The organism is Desulfotomaculum sp. (genome assembly GCF_982386235.1).
Window position 1 is genome coordinate 146,471 of the sequence record NZ_CEVWQM010000003.1, and the last position, 18,080, is coordinate 164,550.

19 protein-coding genes and 1 tRNA gene are annotated in these 18,080 nt (G+C 42.2%); 4 read left to right on the forward strand and 16 right to left on the reverse strand.

What is annotated here, in order from left to right; genetic code table 11:
• Position 1: 1 nt before the first annotated feature.
• The 8 genes from nirJ2 to AC1U9Z_RS02840 all read right to left on the reverse strand — a co-directional run bounded on the left by nirJ2 (position 2) and on the right by AC1U9Z_RS02840 (position 8,737).
• A complete protein-coding gene (gene nirJ2, locus AC1U9Z_RS02805; RefSeq protein WP_479955635.1) occupies positions 2 to 994 on the reverse strand; it encodes a putative heme d1 biosynthesis radical SAM protein NirJ2 in 993 nt (330 codons plus the stop codon).
• Positions 995 to 996: 2 nt separating this feature from the next.
• Positions 997 to 1,983 (reverse strand): porphobilinogen synthase, encoded by a 987-nt coding sequence (gene hemB / locus AC1U9Z_RS02810; protein ID WP_333532244.1) that lies wholly within the window; start codon positions 1,981 to 1,983, stop codon positions 997 to 999.
• 83 nt (positions 1,984 to 2,066) lie between these two features.
• Entirely contained in the window at positions 2,067 to 3,239 is a 1,173-nt protein-coding gene (gene nirJ1 / locus AC1U9Z_RS02815; RefSeq protein ID WP_333532245.1) for a putative heme d1 biosynthesis radical SAM protein NirJ1, read from the reverse strand.
• Positions 3,240 to 3,282: 43 nt separating this feature from the next.
• Positions 3,283 to 4,812, reverse strand: a complete 1,530-nt coding sequence (cobA, locus tag AC1U9Z_RS02820) for a uroporphyrinogen-III C-methyltransferase (protein ID WP_333532246.1) — start codon at positions 4,810 to 4,812, stop codon at positions 3,283 to 3,285.
• A 5-nt stretch (positions 4,813 to 4,817) separates the two neighbouring features.
• Entirely contained in the window at positions 4,818 to 5,747 is a 930-nt protein-coding gene (hemC, locus tag AC1U9Z_RS02825) for a hydroxymethylbilane synthase (RefSeq protein ID WP_333532247.1), read from the reverse strand.
• A gap of 12 nt (positions 5,748 to 5,759) precedes the next feature.
• The gene (hemA, locus tag AC1U9Z_RS02830; RefSeq protein WP_333532248.1) at positions 5,760 to 7,148 is read right to left on the reverse strand and encodes a glutamyl-tRNA reductase; all 1,389 of its coding nucleotides are present in this window, start codon (positions 7,146 to 7,148) and stop codon (positions 5,760 to 5,762) included.
• Complete coding sequence (locus tag AC1U9Z_RS02835; RefSeq protein WP_479955636.1) at positions 7,123 to 7,764, reverse strand: precorrin-2 dehydrogenase/sirohydrochlorin ferrochelatase family protein; 642 nt, start codon at positions 7,762 to 7,764, stop codon at positions 7,123 to 7,125. The genes hemA and AC1U9Z_RS02835 overlap by 26 nt, the downstream gene beginning before the upstream one ends.
• Positions 7,765 to 7,774: 10 nt before the next feature.
• Entirely contained in the window at positions 7,775 to 8,737 is a 963-nt protein-coding gene (locus AC1U9Z_RS02840) for a polyprenyl synthetase family protein (protein WP_479955637.1), read from the reverse strand.
• A 357-nt stretch (positions 8,738 to 9,094) separates the two neighbouring features.
• On the opposite strand from AC1U9Z_RS02840, the gene AC1U9Z_RS02845 reads away from it, so the two are divergent.
• A complete protein-coding gene (locus AC1U9Z_RS02845) occupies positions 9,095 to 9,520 on the forward strand; it encodes a hypothetical protein (protein WP_333532251.1) in 426 nt (141 codons plus the stop codon).
• 65 nt (positions 9,521 to 9,585) lie between these two features.
• Here the strand turns inward: AC1U9Z_RS02845 and AC1U9Z_RS02850 are convergent.
• Positions 9,586 to 9,683, reverse strand: a tRNA-Sec gene (locus AC1U9Z_RS02850).
• A gap of 209 nt (positions 9,684 to 9,892) precedes the next feature.
• Here AC1U9Z_RS02850 and AC1U9Z_RS02855 point away from each other — a divergent pair.
• A complete protein-coding gene (locus AC1U9Z_RS02855; RefSeq protein ID WP_479955638.1) occupies positions 9,893 to 10,294 on the forward strand; it encodes a hypothetical protein in 402 nt (133 codons plus the stop codon).
• A gap of 34 nt (positions 10,295 to 10,328) precedes the next feature.
• On the opposite strand, the gene AC1U9Z_RS02860 is transcribed toward AC1U9Z_RS02855, so the two are convergent.
• The 6 genes from AC1U9Z_RS02860 to AC1U9Z_RS02885 form a co-directional block, all read right to left on the reverse strand.
• Complete coding sequence (locus AC1U9Z_RS02860) at positions 10,329 to 10,586, reverse strand: TfoX/Sxy family protein (RefSeq protein ID WP_333532253.1); 258 nt, start codon at positions 10,584 to 10,586, stop codon at positions 10,329 to 10,331.
• Between the two features lie 152 nt (positions 10,587 to 10,738).
• Positions 10,739 to 11,200, reverse strand: coding sequence for a GNAT family N-acetyltransferase (locus AC1U9Z_RS02865; protein WP_479955658.1), 462 nt, complete (start codon positions 11,198 to 11,200; stop codon positions 10,739 to 10,741).
• Positions 11,201 to 11,260: 60 nt separating this feature from the next.
• The gene (locus AC1U9Z_RS02870; protein WP_479955639.1) at positions 11,261 to 11,668 is read right to left on the reverse strand and encodes a hypothetical protein; all 408 of its coding nucleotides are present in this window, start codon (positions 11,666 to 11,668) and stop codon (positions 11,261 to 11,263) included.
• Positions 11,669 to 11,833: 165 nt separating this feature from the next.
• A complete protein-coding gene (locus AC1U9Z_RS02875) occupies positions 11,834 to 12,001 on the reverse strand; it encodes a hypothetical protein (RefSeq protein WP_479955640.1) in 168 nt (55 codons plus the stop codon).
• A 158-nt stretch (positions 12,002 to 12,159) separates the two neighbouring features.
• Positions 12,160 to 12,918: a transposase gene (locus AC1U9Z_RS02880; RefSeq protein WP_333532256.1), complete on the reverse strand. Its 759-nt coding sequence runs from the start codon at positions 12,916 to 12,918 to the stop codon at positions 12,160 to 12,162.
• 572 nt (positions 12,919 to 13,490) lie between these two features.
• Complete coding sequence (locus tag AC1U9Z_RS02885; protein ID WP_333532257.1) at positions 13,491 to 13,928, reverse strand: DUF6144 family protein; 438 nt, start codon at positions 13,926 to 13,928, stop codon at positions 13,491 to 13,493.
• Positions 13,929 to 14,802: 874 nt separating this feature from the next.
• On the opposite strand from AC1U9Z_RS02885, the gene AC1U9Z_RS02890 reads away from it, so the two are divergent.
• The gene (locus tag AC1U9Z_RS02890) at positions 14,803 to 15,429 is read left to right on the forward strand and encodes a flavodoxin family protein (protein WP_333532258.1); all 627 of its coding nucleotides are present in this window, start codon (positions 14,803 to 14,805) and stop codon (positions 15,427 to 15,429) included.
• A gap of 58 nt (positions 15,430 to 15,487) precedes the next feature.
• Here AC1U9Z_RS02890 and AC1U9Z_RS02895 read toward each other — a convergent pair whose 3' ends face one another.
• A complete protein-coding gene (locus tag AC1U9Z_RS02895; protein WP_333532259.1) occupies positions 15,488 to 16,744 on the reverse strand; it encodes an MFS transporter in 1,257 nt (418 codons plus the stop codon).
• 602 nt (positions 16,745 to 17,346) lie between these two features.
• Here AC1U9Z_RS02895 and AC1U9Z_RS02900 point away from each other — a divergent pair.
• Positions 17,347 to 17,691: a hypothetical protein gene (locus tag AC1U9Z_RS02900; RefSeq protein ID WP_333532260.1), complete on the forward strand. Its 345-nt coding sequence runs from the start codon at positions 17,347 to 17,349 to the stop codon at positions 17,689 to 17,691.
• Positions 17,692 to 18,080: the final 389 nt, after the last annotated feature.

The following is an 18,080-nucleotide window of genomic DNA, read 5'->3' on the forward strand; positions in this document are numbered from 1 at the left end:
TTTAATACCCCTTCCGACCGTGGTATAAACACCAGGGTTCTTCCGCCATGTAATCACCATGATAGAAGTGTGCCCTGGCGCGGCAGCCGCCGCACACTTTCTTATAGCCGCATTCACCACAACCACCCTTATACTCCATGGTCCGCAGTTCCTTAAATACAGGGTGGTTTTTCCAGATGTCTACAAAGGACATTTCTTTGACATTGCCAAGAGGAATATTGAGATAAGCGCAGGGCTGTACATCTCCTTTGGGTCCAATAATACAATAGGCAGTACCAGCCAGACAGCCCCTTTGAAATCTTACATCCATATCCAATTGTTTAGCAATGCGCATAAACTGGGGGGCACAGGTAGGCTTTAACTCAATATCTACCTGTTTCTGCTTCTCCATAATGCGGGTTAGTAGGTTTTCATACTGTTCTGCCCGCAAAGATTCCTGTTCGATATTAACAGCCCTGCCGGTGGGCACCAGGAAGAAAACATGGTGAGCCACAGCACCTTCCTTAACGGCAAAGTCTGTGAGGGCTTCTACTTCATGGTAATTCCAATCCATCACCGTGGTATGCACCTGAAAGGGAAGTCCTGCCTGGCGGCAGTTTCTCATACCTTCTACCGCCGCCTGCCAGCAGCCCTGCTGAGCCCTAAATTTATCGTGCTTGGCGGGGTCCACACTGTCCAGGCTAATGCCCATACCAGCCGCTCCGGCATCCTTGAGCCGCTGAGCAACTTCCGGTGTAATCAAGGTACCGTTGGTGCCAAAAACAGGCCTCAGCCCCTTCGACCGGGCATGGGCCACCAGTTCGTAAATATCTGGTCTCATCAGTGGTTCCCCACCGCTAAAAATCATTATTTTAAAGCCCGCTTCAGCAATTTCAGCCAATAGTTTTTTGGCCTGCTCCGTGTTTAATTCTTCTTCCGCCTTGACCCCGGCATCACGGTAGCAATGCTCGCAATACAGGTTGCAGGCGTTGGTTGTATTCCAAGAAATAATCATGTTTAGTCCTCCTTCAGCCTCAGCCAGCTGGCAACCTCTGGAGCATGGTAGGTAATAATGATATCTGCCCCAGCCCGCTTAAAGCCAGTAAGGGTTTCCAGTACGACTTTCTTTTCGTCTACCCACCCCAACTGAGCGGCAGCTTTGACCATCGCATATTCCCCGCTGACATTGTAGGCCGCCACCGGGTAATTAAACTCGTCCTTGATCCGTCTGATGATATCCATATAGGCGAGGGCAGGTTTGACCATGACAATATCTGCCCCTTCTTTAATATCCTGCAGGGTTTCCCGAAGGGCTTCATTGCCATTGGCATAATCCATTTGATAGGTTTTGCGATCACCAAATTGAGGTGTGGAGCCGGCTGCTTCCCGGAAGGGCCCATAATAAGCAGAGGCATATTTGGCTGAGTAAGCCATAATCGGCACATCGGCATAGCCGGCGGCATCCAGTTTAGCTCGGATAGCAGCCACTCTGCCATCCATCATATCCGAGGGTGCTACCATATCTGCCCCGGCCTGCACATGGGATAAGGCCGTTTGGGCCAGTAATTCCAGGGTCGTATCGTTTTCCACCGTATTATTCTTAATCAAACCACAGTGTCCGTGATCGGTATATTCGCACAGGCAGACATCCGTAATCACTAACATATTGGGGTAAGCTTTTTTTATGGCCCGAACGGCCTGCTGAACAATTCCTGCCGGGTCATAGGCACCCGAACCAACCTCATCCTTTTCTTCCGGCACACCAAAAACGATTACGCCAGGAATACCCAGCTCCTCTATTCTCCTTAGCTCCTCTATTAATAAATCAACCGAAAGGTTGTAAACCCCGGGCATACTGCTTACTTCCCTGCACACCCCCTGACCATAGGTGGCAAAGACGGGATAAATTAGATCATCCACTGCCAGGTGATTCTCTCTTACTAAGCGTCTGACACGTTCATTCAGTCTTAGGCGACGGTGACGAATATTAGGAAATTGGGGCATAACAGCACCTCCACAAGCTTTGATACCTAATTATAGTATAAGCCAGCAACCACAGGCCAAGGCCCTCGGTTGTTGGCTAAGTTTTAAGCTAGACCTATTTCTTCATCGGTTAGATAGCAGGCAGGATCTTCCATCCAGAAGTCCCCATAGACAGCTTCCGCTCTGGCCCGGAAATTCCCGTTGCAGAGATTAAGCCATTTACACTTGGCACAGCGGCCCTTCAAGAGGGATTTGCGATCCTTAAGACCCGCCAGAATAGGCTGGCTGAGATCCGTCCAGATATCTCCAAATTTACGTTCTCTGACATTGCCAAAACGGTGATTGCGGGTAAATTGATCGGCGTGGACATTTCCTTCCCAATCCACCTCACCAATGGCAATGCCAGTACGGTTGCCCCCATTGCGAGATAACAGCTCGAATACCTTCTTAGCCTGTTCTGGATTTTCCTTTTGTAGTTTCAAATAAAGATAAATGGCATCCGCATGGTTATCTACCGTTAGTATTTCTTTGTCCAGTCCTCGCCGGTGGAAATCCTGGGTACGTTCAATAATTAAATCCAGGGCGGCCCGGCTTTCTGCCGGTGAAATATCTTCCTTAATCATTTCACTGCCCCGACCGGAATAAACCAAATGATAAAAACAAACCCGTGGGATATTTTCCCTTTCTATAAGATCAAAGATCTGGTTCAATTCCTTATGATTATGACGGTTGATGGTAAAACGCAGACCAACCCGTTGTCCCACCGCCAGACAGTTGCGAATACCCGTTAAGGCAGCTTCATAGGCACCCTTACGACCCCTAAAGGTATCATTTACTTCACCAATACCGTCTAGGCTGATCCCCACGTAACCTACCCCAATTTTTTTGATTCGAGCGGCCACCTCCGGTGTAATTAGGGTTCCATTGGTAGAGATAGTGGTACGGATGCCCTTTTGGCTGGCATATTCGGCCAGCTCAAAAAAGTCCGGACGTACCAGTGGCTCCCCACCGGAAAATAAAATTACCGGCACCTTGAAATCGGCCAAATCATCAATAAATTGTTTCGCTTCCTGGGTATTCATTTCATTATATTTTTTATTGTCGGACTCGGAATAACAATGGCGGCACCTCAAATTGCAGGTTCTGGTGGTATTCCAAACCACCACAGGCCCATGACCAGCCACAGCACCATGTATTTGTCCCTTTGAACCATGGGCATAGCGCAGAGAATCCCCAAAATTTTCTGTACCGCAGAGTAGTTTGCTAATACCAATCATAAAGCTCCAACTTTCTATAATTTTTAGTCCGGGTTAAAATAATTTAATCTTCCCGGCCTGTGAAATAATCGGTAAGGGCTTGTACAAGACCATCAATGGTATATTCCCTTGCTTCCACATCCACCTTCAGACCCAATTGTCTGGCGGTGTTAGAAGTAATCGGTCCGATGCTGGCCACCACCACCTGCTCCATTAACTGTGGCAACCCTGCTTCCCCTATTAGTTTAACAAAATTCTGTACGGTGGATGAACTAGTAAATGTAACCACCTGGATATCACCGTTGGCCAAGCTTTCCCGTATAACTGCCGCATTACCGTCCCCTAAAACCGTGTGGTAGGCAACCACTTCATGTACCTGGGCACCCATTTCTTCCAGGGCCCTGGGCAGCACTTTGCGGGCAATGTCTGCCCTGGGTAACAGGATCCGGTCACCGGGCAGCACCTTTCCCCTCAGTCCCTCAACGATTTCCTCCGCACGGTATTCACCCGGTACATAGTCCACCGTTAAGCCCCGCTTTTCCAGCTCCTCGCGGGTTTTTGGCCCAATGGCACAGAGCCGAACATCACTCAGATCCCGAATGTCCTTTTTATTTTCACTCATCCGCTTAAAGAACTTTTGCACGCCATTGACACTGGTAAATATTACCCAACGATAGGAGCGTACATCGGCAATGGCAGTATCTAAAGGTGTATAGTCCTCTGGTTCTGCAATGCGAATGGTTGGGAATTCCCAAGGCTCGCCACCCAGGGCCTCGATGGCCGCCGATAAAACACTGGCCTGCTCCCGGGAACGTGTTACAATAATCCTTTTGCCAAACATCGGTCTATTTTCAAACCAGGCTAATTTCTCCCGGAGCTTAACAACTTCACCCACCACAATCACTGCTGGATTCTTAAAGTTTGCTTCCTTTGCCTTTTGGTGGATATCGGCCAAAGTACCAACTAAAGTTCTTTGCTCCGGTCTGGTACCCCAGCGAATCAGGGCCACAGGAGTTTCAACAGCGCGTCCATATTCCATTAACCGAGCACAAATACCCGGTAAATTACCCATCCCCATCAAAAAAACCAAGGTACCGGCACCGGTGGCAATTTTGTCCCAAGCAATGCTGGAATCTTCTTTACCGGGATCTTCGTTCCCTGTGACAATGGCCAGGGTAGAGGTATAACCCCGATGGGTCACGGGAATTCCAGCATAGGCTGGTACAGAAATGGCGGAGGTAATACCCGGCACCACTTCAAAGGGAAGATTATTTTCTACTAATAACTCGGCTTCTTCGCCGCCGCGGCCAAAAACAAAGGGGTCGCCACCCTTCAGGCGGGTTACAAGCTTCCCTTCCTTGGCCTTATCCACCAGCAATTGGTTAATATCCTCCTGCACCATGGCATGACGATCAGGTGATTTCCCCACATAAATCATCTCTGCATCCTGACGGGCATGCATCAACAGCCTGGGGCTGGCCAGACGATCATAGACCAGGACATCTGCCTTCTTAATACAATCTAAGCCTTTAACGGTAATCAAACCCGGGTCACCGGGACCTGCTCCTACTAAATACACAATACCCTTTGTCATTGTCATCATTCCCCTGCCCTAACTTGTTCCAGTATTTTTTTGCCACCCATGGCCAACAGTTTTTCCGCAACTTCTACACCCAGCTCCTCCGCTCTGCCCACTTCAGCTTCTCCCTGGGCCCGTATAACCTGGGTACCATCTAGGTTGGCCACCACGGCAGTAAGATAGAGCTTATTGTTTTTTACTGCACCATGGGCTCCGATGGGAACTTGGCAACCACCTTCCAAATAACGAAGCAATGACCTCTCTGCAGTGGTTGCATCCCGGGTGTCTTTATGGTCAATACCCTTCAATAATTCTCTAATTTGTTGATCACCTTCCCGGCATTCAACGGTAATGGCACCTTGTCCCACTGCTGGTAAACATACTTCAAAGGGGATAATTTCGGCGATCATATCCTCCCAGCCCATACGGGTGATCCCAGCCGCTGCCAAAACAATGGCATCCAACCGCTCTGACACCAGTTTTTTCATGCGTGTGTTTAAGTTGCCCCTTAGTGCTTCCAGTTTAAAATCAGAGCGATAGCTTAATAACTGAGCACAACGACGCAGGGAGGATGTGCCAATCCTGGCCCCCTTCGGAAGGTCGGCTAATTTTCGTCCGTCCTTAGAAATCAGTGCATCCCCCGGATTATCCCTTACGCAGATGGCACCAAGGGTTAAGCCTTGGGGCAAGGCTGTGGGCATATCCTTTAAGCTATGTACCGCAAAATCAATTTCCCTTTGCTGCATGGCCACTTCTAATTCCTTGGTAAATAACCCCTTATCACCGATCTTAGCCAAGGCCACATCCAACATCTTGTCACCTTTGGTTTTCATCGTGACAATTTCAAAAGCAATTTCCGGATTTAGCCTTTCTAACTGCTCAACCACCCACTTGGTTTGCCACATGGCCAGAGCGCTATCCCTGCTGCCTACGGTTATTTTGTGTTTCATGGAAGCCTCCCTTTATTCCCCGGATCGACATTCTGCCACCACTGCGGCAACTTCCTGATCCCAATTTTTACCAAAACCAGAACCGCCTGCCACCTTTCTCTTCTCGGGTAGGGGTTTAGCCTGGGTCCTTTGACCTTCCACTTCCAGGTTAAAAATATTCTGAGTTATTTCAGTATATAGATGACCCTCCGGTGTGAGGGCGTACTGCTTGAGTTTGATTACAGGATTATGTAAAATTTGATTGACAATGGAGTTAGCCAATGAACCAATTATTTTTTTCTCCCTCTCTGTTAAATCCCCCATACGGTTATAGGCCCTTACCAATTCTCTATTTTTAATCTCCTCACCCATCTTTTTTAAAGCAGTGATGGTAGGAACTACAAATCTTGTGGCAAGCCAGCGCATAAATTCATTCAGTTCTTCTTCAATGATTCCCTCGGCCTGAACCGCTGCCTTCCTTCTTTCTTCCAGATTAGCATCTACCACATGTTGTAAATTATCCACATCATAAAGCGTGACATTAGCAATTTTGCGCACCTCTGGATCAATATCCCGGGGCACTGCAATATCAATCATCATGATAGGTTTGCCCTGTCTTTCAGCCATGACCTGCAACATTTCCGGAGTTTTAATCACATAATGCTGGGCAGCTGTACTGGATATAACAATATCTGCTTGATTCATATATTGAAATAAGCGGTCAAATTTTACAGCCGTGCCGTTAAACTTTTCCGCCAATTGAACGGCTCTGTCATAGGACCGATTGGAAACAATAACACTGGAAACGCCATTGGCCACCAGGTTTACCGCCGTTAATTCACTCATTTCCCCGGCACCCACCACCAACACGGAACGACCATCCAAAGCACCTAGACCTTGCTTGGCCAGTTCTACCGCAGCGTAGGGGATGGATACTGGGTTTTGGTCGATGCCTGTTTCTGTCCTGACTCTTTTTCCTGTGGTGATGGCCTGCTGAAAAAGAGTGTTCAGAACAACATTGGTGGTTTTAGCTTCCAGAGCCAGCTCGTAAGCTTTTTTCACCTGCCCCAATATTTGAGTTTCACCCAAAATCATGGAATCTAAGCCGGAGACTACTCGGAATAAGTGTCTTATGGCATCATACAGAGTATGGCAAAAGGTGAAATTTTTTATCTCAGAAATGTCCAGGCCAGATTTCTCAGATAAAAAAGACCACACAGAACTCATCCCAGCATCCAATTCCATGGGTGCTATATAGATTTCTGTTCTATTGCAGGTTGAAACAATGGCACAACCATCCATGCCTGAATAGGACATTAGCTTTTTTAAAGAATCCTTCATACCCCATTCTGGAAAGGCAAGTTTTTCTCTCACATGAAGGGGGGCCGTGCGGTGGTTAACTCCGATAACCGCAATAAGCATGCCTGATGCGCTCCTTTACCTGGTCGTACTTTTTTCCCCTTAGTAATTCCAATATATCTGAATCTACAAGTTCCTTAAAAATCTTTTGCCGCAGCTTTATATCTTCTATGTCTTGAAGTACTTGTTGCCGTACTTCAATAAGTATGTCCATGAATTCTTCGTACTCTGGTCCAAAGCTCTGTTCTAATTTTCGTTTTACCCGAGCAGCTAGCAAAGGACTGGCACCACTGGTTGAAACAGCGATGGCAAACTTACCTCTTCTCACTACGGAAGGTACAAAAAAATTGCTTTGCTGGGGATTATCCGCCACATTGACAATCAATTGCTTTTCCCGGCAGTCCCTAATAATGTTGTTATTGACCTCGGAAAAATTGGTGGCGGCAAAAACCAGAAAAATCCCTTCAAGATCGATCGTCTGATAAACCCTTTGCCGCAGTTCCAAGCGACCTTCGAGATACCACTCCATTATTTTGGGTGTAACCTCTGGACTAACCACCCTAACCCTAGCCCCGCAAGCCAATAGCGAAGAGATTTTTCTTTCTGCCACTGAGCCGCCCCCCACAACCAGGCAGAGGCGATTCTGTAAATTTAAAAAAACTGGATATAAATCAGTCATTTATGCTTATTTAAAACCTCCGTATACCGATAAAATCAGCAATATGATAAAAGGTTTCTTTAACTGGTTTATTAGGAAGCCCGGTTAAGTTTTGCTTAGCCTTCTCAATATACCTCTTTGTGGCGTTAAAGGCAAAATCTATGCCTCCGGATTCCTTAATAATACCGATGGCTTCATCTACCTGCTCATCTGTTTTCTCCGTAATTTCTATCAGTTGGCGCAAACGTTCCCTTTTAGCACCCTTTTCCAGGGCATAGATTACCGGCATGGTCAAAATGCCCTGGCGCAAATCGCCGCCAATGGGCTTGCCAAGAATCTTCTGGTCTGCCATCATATCTAGGATATCATCTGTAATTTGAAAAGCCATTCCAAGATAATGCCCATATCTTCTGAGGCTTTTATGCTCCTCCTCCGGAGCCCCCACTGCCACTGCCCCCAGTTGACAACTTGCTGCAATCAACAAGGCCGTCTTTCGCTTAATTCGATAAAAATAATCCCGCCAACTCTGATTAATACTATAGCTTGTTGAGATTTGATGGATCTCTCCTTCACACATCATAACACTGGTATCAGCAAGCACCCTCGCGATCAATGGGTTCTCGTACTGAGAAATCAGTATCAAGGACTTTGCAAACAGATAATCCCCGGTGTGCATGGAAATACGATTGCCCCAATTGGCCTTAACCGTAGGGTTACCCCGCCTTGTCATGGAATCATCCACCACATCATCGTGAACCAAACTAGCCATATGAATAAGCTCCAATGCCACGGCCAGGGGTAAAAGCTCCTTAATATCATTACTATAAAATTTTCCGGCCAAAAGTGCAAAAGCCGGACGCAAACGTTTTCCTCCGGCATTCAATAAGTGCATGGATGTTTGAGTTAAAAGCGGATCACGGGACTGAACGATGGCTTTTATTTCATGCTCAACAACCTGTAGATCTTTCCTAACTTGGCTAAAGAAATCGAGCATATATTATCTGTCACCTACTTGCAAAACTAATCTTTCCACCATAACTGGTACTTATTCGACAATAGTTAAATAATTCCTTCCATAACAAACAACGCCAATAAGGTTTAAAAAGCTTTCAAGATCATTTTACCATATATGTAACCTATTATCCAAAACATAGCATTATTCGACTCAAAATACCTGCATCGATCATAAATTAATTTTTAAATTGTACTTTCTGGTGATAAGTGCAGAAGTTAAATTAATATATTTCCTCAAAAATGCCCACAATAAGATTAATGCAAACCTAATTCAGACATACTAAATCTTTTGCCGCATTAGGTTTGTTACTATCAAAAAGTTGAAAGGTGGGATTCGATGAGAAAAATCCAACGTATCAAAGGTTTACTTTGCACCGCGATCCTAAGTGGAACCATCCTATCCTTTGGCACCGCTTCCCTTGCTAACATTGATCCAATGGTTTCAAATAAACCAACTCAAACCTATTCTGAAGTATGCCACGGTAAGCATCATTTTAATGAAATGATGACAGAACTTGTCTCGCAAAAGATTATTACCCAGGAGCAGGCAGACAAATGGGCTCAGTTTCGTCAATCGAAAATGGCTGAAAGAAAAGCAGAACGGGAAAAAATAAAGGACCTTTCCAAAGAAGAACGCCGTGAGTATTGGCAAAAGGCCAAGGTAAAAAGATTAGATGAAGTGGTACAGGCCGGCATTATCACCAAAGAACAAGCCGATCAGATAAAAGAGTTATGGCAAAACAAGTGTAAAAATAAGCAATAAAGCTCAACTCCGCTGCCAACTACAAAAAATTCAAGGCTTCCGAAATCTCGGAAGCCTTGAATTACTGGCGGGAGTATGTGGGAATCGAACCCACCATGGACAGGAACACTGCCCAACGACTGGTTTTGAAGACCAGGAGCACCACCAGGCACCATCTACCCCCGTGATTATAAGACCAGCCGCATACGTATTTTACCAAAGATTATCCTTTAACTCAAGCCTTAAAGAAAAATATTCGGGGTCAGGCTTGCAGTATTGCAGTTTTTACAGCAATACTGCAAGCCTGACCCCATTGACATCTTAACCCCTTCCCAATTAAGCTAAAATAATTAAAATGATTATTAGAAACATTGCTGAGGTGTTAATAAAAGTATGAAAGTACTAAAGCAAGTCATTTTTCTATCAATCGGCTTTCTGCCAGCTTTTTCATTAATGCTGGTTCAAGCCTGGTGGATGATCATATTGTGTGATGAACCTGTAATATCAAGTATGGATGAGTTTATTCCTTTCTTGATTTATTCTCTTATCATTCTGTTTCTACACTTATTAATTAAAAAGAAAAAGCCCGCAATCCTTGCAGGTATTATTATGAGTGGAGTCTTTTGGAGTATTTTATGGGTTGTTGGTTTGTCAGATATTTTGTCGTACCAAAGAGAATATTATTTAAACCTAACAATAATTACGGGTGCTGGATCAATATTTGTTATTACCCTACACAGCCTTTATCTTCTCTCAAAAAGGCTAAAAGAAATTGGTAAACCTTTTTCTCAATAGGATGTCACTTGGTTTATATGGCTGTAATTGGAATTTACCCCTTGAAGGAGTTATAAAAATCCTTTAACTCTGCTTTGGTCCCTGCTGGAAGCTGGCTTTTCTTGATACCCTGAATAGCTCCCTCAAATGCATATAGACGATGAATACACGCGGAAGGATCAATCGCTTTTATCTTAAGCCAAGCCTGCTTACTGCCTACTTCCCTTAGTTGTTCATAGGTTGTGATCCCTACTTCATTGAGTTGCTGTTCGACAACCTCACCAATATTGGGTAACTTCGCCAAATTCCCCATATACCTTTCCTCCTCACAAATTCCTGTTCATCTGCGTGTCATATGAATAATGAGGCTTTGAATCGTAATTTTACGATGTATTATTTAATGAAAGAATATATCGTATGTCAGTTAGTTTCTTTTGCATAATTTCACAGGTAAGCTCATCATTATTAATCGAAACCCATTTTTTCATAAAATCTCCTTGCATTATAGTTTTCTTTTAACACCCATAAATAACAATTCTGAAAACCCTCTTCTTTCAAATCTTTTAAGGCCGTTTCTAGCAATTTTTGTCCATAATCTTTTCTGAAATAACCGGGAAGCACATAGACAGAAACAATCTCCCCCCATTTAGAAAGCTTATTATCTCTAGATCTTCCATAAGTGATACAACCTACAGGTTTTTCATTATCATAGATAATCTGTGCTGTTAATATGTTATTATCTATCCAGTTTTGAAAAGCCGAGACCCAAAAATCATATTCTAATTCATCTAAAAACTTTTGTGGAACTATATCCTTATATGCTATCTTCCAGCTAGAAGCGTGTATATTGCTAATTATTCTAGTGTCTCTAATAGTTGCCCGCCTTATTGTTGAATTCAGTTGTTTCCACCTACTTTTCTGAAAGATAAAAACATGCTAACAAGAAGTTAATATTTTCATTTAGAACATCCGGTATTTATAAACTTGTTACTCAATTTCAAATGAAAGCTTCATTGCGCCTTTTGTGCCTTCTTCTGATTCAGCCCAAAAAGTACAATCATAACTACCTTTTTCTACGTTGTTAATTAAAACATTATTGCTATACCGATCTCCGCTTTTAAGAATAACGTCTGCTTCATTTTTATCATGGGTATATTCTTTTTTGGTTGTTCTATTTCTTATTTCATATTGCTCTATGTTACCATTAAGAAATGTGGCAGTTACATCCGATTTGTTTTCCACTTCCCATTCCAGTTTACAGTAATCTGCGCCTTTTTCAACGATTCTAACGCTAATCCCAATTAAAGGCAATTTCTTATCGTTATTAATATAACATCCAGCAAACACCATTGCTGAAGCTATGATAATTACAAATAAACATTTTTTAAAATCCATCATGATAACTCCTATCCCTGTCATATGGATTATGGGAGGTTTGATTTTTAAATTTAATATCCTTTGTTAGGGTATACAACATAAGGGATATCCCATCTTTGCAGATACTCCCCTCCTTATGCTTAATATATTATTCCTTAATCACTTAACTAATAAAATTCTGGTCTAAATTTCTTTGTCATTAACTTTTATCATAAAGCCGTATTTCTTTAGAATGTCAGCTAACTTCAAAGCGTCTTCATAATCCATAGCCTTTATTTCCAAATACTCGTTAAACATTACAGAAGATAGATAATTTTTTCGCCTTGTATAGAACTTTACTTTATCTTCCATTATTATCACCTCTTGTCAAGCAGGGCTTTAGAACACAAGGGGACGGTTCTTTTGTGTCGTTAAAAAATGAATAATTAGCCAGCCAAGGAGGTAAGCCGATAACCTTATCAGGCCTACCTCCTTGGCTTGTTAAATGGCCGTTAGAACAACCATTCTGTCTATATTGTTCGTATTACCCCGAAACTAATACCGGTTAAACGCTCGATTTGCCTAATGGACAGACCCTTAGCCTTGCATTTTTTAATCACTTCATTACGTTTTCCTTTTTCTAAAAGTGCTATCTCCGTTGGGCTTTGAACACCGGATATGCTCCTAATAAAATTGCTAGCCTCGGTATCATTTAGACGGACACCAGGATCATAGTCCAGACATCGATCCTGGTTCTCTGCCAAATTGAATTCCTTAAACAGTTTGACTGCCTTTACTCTGTTGGTCGAAAAAAGATTATAACCGAATTCAACATCGCAAATCCTTGGTTCTCCAACATACTCACCATAGCTGCTCCATGGGTAATCGGCTATATTTTTTACCATACCGGCCTTATATGGGTTTTGGTGAATATAGCGCAGTACCGTTAAAAAATAGCTGTCTGTTTCAACCATCTCGCTTTTATAGCGATCCTGGAATAAATGACCCCGGCGGCTGTATTTCCGATTATACCAATGCACATAACTTGCCCCAAGCCGCCTAAATACGATCCCCAGGTCTTCTGTTACTTCTTTTATTAATAAGTGAATATGATTACTCATCAAGCAATAAGCATAAATCGCATAGCCACTTTTTTCTTGGAATGTTTTTATTGTCTCCAAATATTTCTGATAGTCTTCGTTATCCTCAAATAGGATCTTATGGTTACTACCCCTTAGCATCACATGATAAATTCCGGTACTGCTTTTTTCCCTCGCTGCTCTTGGCATTTTTACACCCCTGATATATAGTTTACACCCGCACAGCAAGAAAAACAACACAAAAGAACCGTCCCCTTGTGTCCTGTGTCCTAATCAAAACCACTCTTTTTTCTTATCTTCTGTAAAAAGCATCGAAAGAACTTTATTATTTGTTCGCCAATAAAATTTGCTACTATCATAAAAACCTTTATGAGAATCATCATTATAAAGAAAACAAACAGGAATTTTATAACGTAAAGTAATGTATCCATAATACCTTATCCTTTTACTCTAATTGAATGACCTTTCTGAGATCAAGATGCTTGTTCATTCAGGATAAAAAATGACACTTTAATCCCATCAGCCTATCGACATAGGAAAAGATAATATAATGCCTGTAATACGATGTTCGCTGATTGACTAGGACAATTCTTAGTTTTTTTATCATAATAAGATGTTGCTCACACCGGGCCAATGTGTTGTTGTATTATTAATTAGTGTCTCATGCCATATATCCAAGCTTCGTGATATTAGCAAATAGGTATATGGATTATGGCAAGCTGAGCACGATTCCATATTTATGATAGCACGTTTTCCTTAACTCATTTCAAACCTTCTGATTGTCCTCCTTTATAAAACACTTTAAATCGGCACTCATCATCACCAGCAAGAATTGTCTTTTCCATCAAAACATCTACATCTTTACCTAATCCAATCCTAAATTTCTTTTTGATATTGCCTTGAGTACAATAACAAAGAGTTTTCGAAGCACCTCTTATGTCTTCATTAATAAGTGGACAATAGCATTTATCAAAAACAACATAGATATTGTCCCCTTCGATTTTCACTCGCCATTCTTCTGACAATTTTTTCAAGAAATAAAATTCATTTTTAGAATTGCTTTTTATCTCTAGTAATCTATCATCGGTAAGATGAGTAAAAGGACAGTTTTCACCAGATGCCTCCATTATTTTTATTTTAGTTTGTTCATTTACATTATTATCAATATTCTTAAGCAATTCTTTGAGCCAGGAATTCATACAAATACTCCCCCTGTATTTACAATCAATTTCGCTTTCGTATCGAATCAGCCTGCGGTAAAAGCTTCATTACAAGCACCAAGTTATTGAGCCAATACGGTTCAGGAATAAAATCATGAGGTTTAATATAATTACTAAGACCATCTGCAACATTATTAAAATTTTCTATAGCAATAAATTCCATGTATTAACTTTTATTCCTTCTTATTTTCTAATAACAATGTAGTATTCTGCCCCTATTGCATTGCCACCTTAACGAATTAAAGTACTACCAATAGTAAGCCAATTGAGAAGTCATTTACCCCAAGGGGCATCGGTTTACTCAGTTTTTGCCATCCATGGCCTAGTTATTTTAACCAGTTTGGGTGTAACATTCATCCTCTTCTTTCCATATTATGAAGTACAACAAGGAAAGGAGGATACACCATGGGCTTTGGATGTGGATCTGGCGGCGGTTGTGGTGGCAATGTTTTCGATCCATCGTTTATCCTGTTTTTGGTTTTGATTCTTTTATTTTTCGGATATTAAATCTAGCACCTATGAAACCTAATGGTTTCTCCCTCCCTCTGTGTGGACACCAAAAAACCCCTGGTCATTTGTCCAGGGGTTTTTTGGCCAGGGGTTTCTTAATATCCTATTTATAGGATGATAAATGAGTGGTTAACATCGCTGCCGGAATATAAATTGCCCGCTGCCACCGAATTCAGCAAAGGTCACACAAAGTGGAGGGCCGGGGCAGGTATTGATAGCTGTTGTTTCTGAAGGATTTTGATGTTGCGGTAGAATTACTGGCTTAATGGCAGGCAATAATAATGCATTATAATGGAAATATATCTATTTTCTTTATATAATCTATAATAGGGAGGGATGTTCAATGAAAGTTATCTTAGTTAACGGCAGTCCCCATGCCAATGGCTGTACGTTTACCGCTTTAACCGAAGTGGCCGATACCTTAAATATACATGGCATTGAAACAGAAATTGTGCAGGTGGGAACAAAGCCTATTTCCGGCTGCCTGGGCTGTGGAGTATGTATGAAAAAGGGTAATTGTTTTATGGATGATGAGGTGAATATCTTTTTAGGTAAAGCGAAGGATGCCGATGGCTTTGTATTTGGATCGCCGGTCCACTATGCAGCGGCGTCGGGACATCTTACCTCGTTTTTGGATCGGGTTTTCTTTGGTAAAAGTGACCAGTTTGCCAATAAGTTAGGTGCGGCGGTTGTTAGCTGCCGGCGGGGTGGTGCCTCTTCAGCCTTTGACCAAATTAATAAGTATTTTACCATTAGCAATATGCCGATTGTCTCTTCCCAGTATTGGAATCAGGTGCATGGCAATACACCGGAGGAAGTGAAGCAGGATCTGGAAGGTATGCAGACCATGCGTACCTTAGGCCATAATATGGCCTGGCTGTTAAAGTGCATCGAGGCTGGCAAAAATGCAGGCATTTCCTTACCCCAGCGGGAGCCAAAAACAGCCACTAATTTTATTAGATCGAGTTAAGCAAACTAATTTAAGAAGCAAAATCCCCTGGTCCTGTGGACGAGGGGATTTTCTTATGTTATTCGCTTTGCAGAGTTTCTTTGGAGACTGGTTTTCCTGCTTCGATTAACACTTTACTACCCAGCAGGGAAAATCCCTGTATAAATAGCAGGATGCCCGTTCCCATGAGCAGCCATTCTATTTTAATGATATCGGATATGGGTCCAAATATGATCATCCCTAAGGGCATCATGGAGGTTGCAATCATTCCTAGTACACCAAATACCCTGCCTAAAAGATTCACTTCAACCTTCTCCTGTAATAATACCGTCGAAGGGGTACTGAAGAAGGGCATTACGATGCCCACCAGACCCATGAAGACTAAATAAATCCAAAATATCGGAATCAGCCCCATGGCAAATGTACAGACCCCCATCACCAAACAAGAAAGTGTCATGGTATGAATCTTATTTTTGAAACCGCCCCAGGATGCTATGACGGCTCCGCCGATCATCATTCCTATGGAGTAAACGACTTCATTCGCCGTTAAACGCCAAACCTCTTCCCCAAAGCTACGCGCAACCAGCAGGGGTGTTAGAAAGGCAGCCGGTGAAATCAGGATAAAGAAAAAGGTGTAAAAGATAAAAAATTTCTTAACAAACTCATGATTTTTGATATAGACAAAACCTTCCCTTACGTCATCAAAGTAGCTATTTGTTTGCTTTTCTGAGGCCTTCTCATGCACTGGAATGTTTATAAATACGAGCAAAATAAAAATCGCTATGGTCGCGGTAATGACATCGATAAAGAAAATAGACTCGATGGAAGCCATCGCCAGCAGTGCGCCGCTAACCATAGGGGACACGAGAAATACCATCGCTTGAATGCTGCTGTTGATTCCGTTCACTGAGATAAGTTTATCCTCTGGCACCAGTTGGGGAAGAATGGCCCCTAACGATGGCATTTGAATGCCTGCTCCTATCGAGCGGATAGCTGACATGACAAATAGCAGCCAGAGGGCATCATGGCCTAGATAAAATAGTATGGCTAAGATTAGCGTTGCAATGGCAGTCAGTGCATCAGACAGGATGATCAACCGTTTTCGATTATAGCGGTCGGCCCAAACCCCTGCTATGGGGGATAGAATAAAGCTAGGCAGGAAACTGCAAATAATCGATATGGTCATCATGACTCCCGACTGTGTGGTTAATGTGATATACCAGGTAATGGCATAGGAAACCAGCGCTGAGCCAAAAAGCGAGATGGCCTGAGTGGCCAAAAATAGAGTGGTATTCTTTTTCCAATTCTCCAGTACTGGTTCATTTGTTGCTGCCATAGTAGGCACCGCCTTTTTTCTCGGATTGTAAGGTAAAAAAGCACAGGCAATTTGCCTGTGCTAGAGTAAAGAGACTTCGTTCTATCTATGGAAAACCTGATCTTAGGAAAAATAATCATCTTTCAGGTGCCGAACCACGTACTTGATTAAACTTACCCAAATTAACAACTTCACCAATCAGCACCTGGTTAAATAAGGACACTGAGGTGAATTTTCATGGATAAGTAATCCGTAGTTCTTCTGCCAACTACCTATGATTAAAGATAACCAAAGAACACATACAAGGATTTTCCTAAAAATAGACAGACCAATCCCGTTTACTCTGCAGACAAGCAGAGTCTTGAACTCATTAAATTAACAGTTCAAGGTTTAGAATCTTAGTCTGATCGAATGCACAAGGAAAACCTCCAGTTCTTAAAGTTAAACTAATATTAGCATAGTACATCCATTAGATCAACCAACGACTGTCGCTTACCCTATTTTTATCCTCATTGCCAGTACGTATACGCAAAGATCGTTGATACTCCATTTATAACCCATTTACAACAATTCATTTCCTTTGATAAAATTGAATGAAAGAAATTAATTAGGAGATGTATGCTATGAAACTTTATCATTTTACTAATTTACAGCTTAAGCAACTCATTCCTGAAATAGGGGAAGTTAACTATCTGCCTGAGGAGCTAAAGTCGTTAAATATTCCTGTTATTTGGTTAAGTAATTTGCCAAATATCCCAAGGGACCAAAAGACCAGGTATCGTTATAGTGTTGATGTTCCCGCTAATGATCCCGATCTTCATTTTGATAAAGCACAACAGATTGCCGCTCAGGTTTTTCAATTGATCTCGGATAATGAGGTTCCTGTATGGTATTATTTAACCCGTGAAATTGGTATATTAGAGACTTGGGAGTGGAATGGCACGGAATATGTTAAAGTGGCAACTTAGGGGATCAAAAAGGTTTGGGTTAGGAGACTTACTTACATCATCCAGTCAATTAACAAACAAAAATCCCCACCTGCATTCAGGAGGGGTGTTTAATATAAATTAACTTTCTTCAGAGTAATCAATTCTTTCTAACCCAACCTCAGCAAGGATCTTGTCAATAAGTTCTTCCGACATTACTTTTCCTCCCCATTGATTGATTTGTTTGACTATTTGGAATTTTTTAATTATATCATATATTCTGTGTCATTGCAATGCCGGCAGATCCTTTTATAATTGGTTTTTCAAATCTTATTACCTTAAATAATCGACAACAGAGAACGTTCTCTGTTGTCAAATCCTGATTGTAAATTTTTTAACCAATTAGCTAAACATAAACTCCAAGCCTTTTT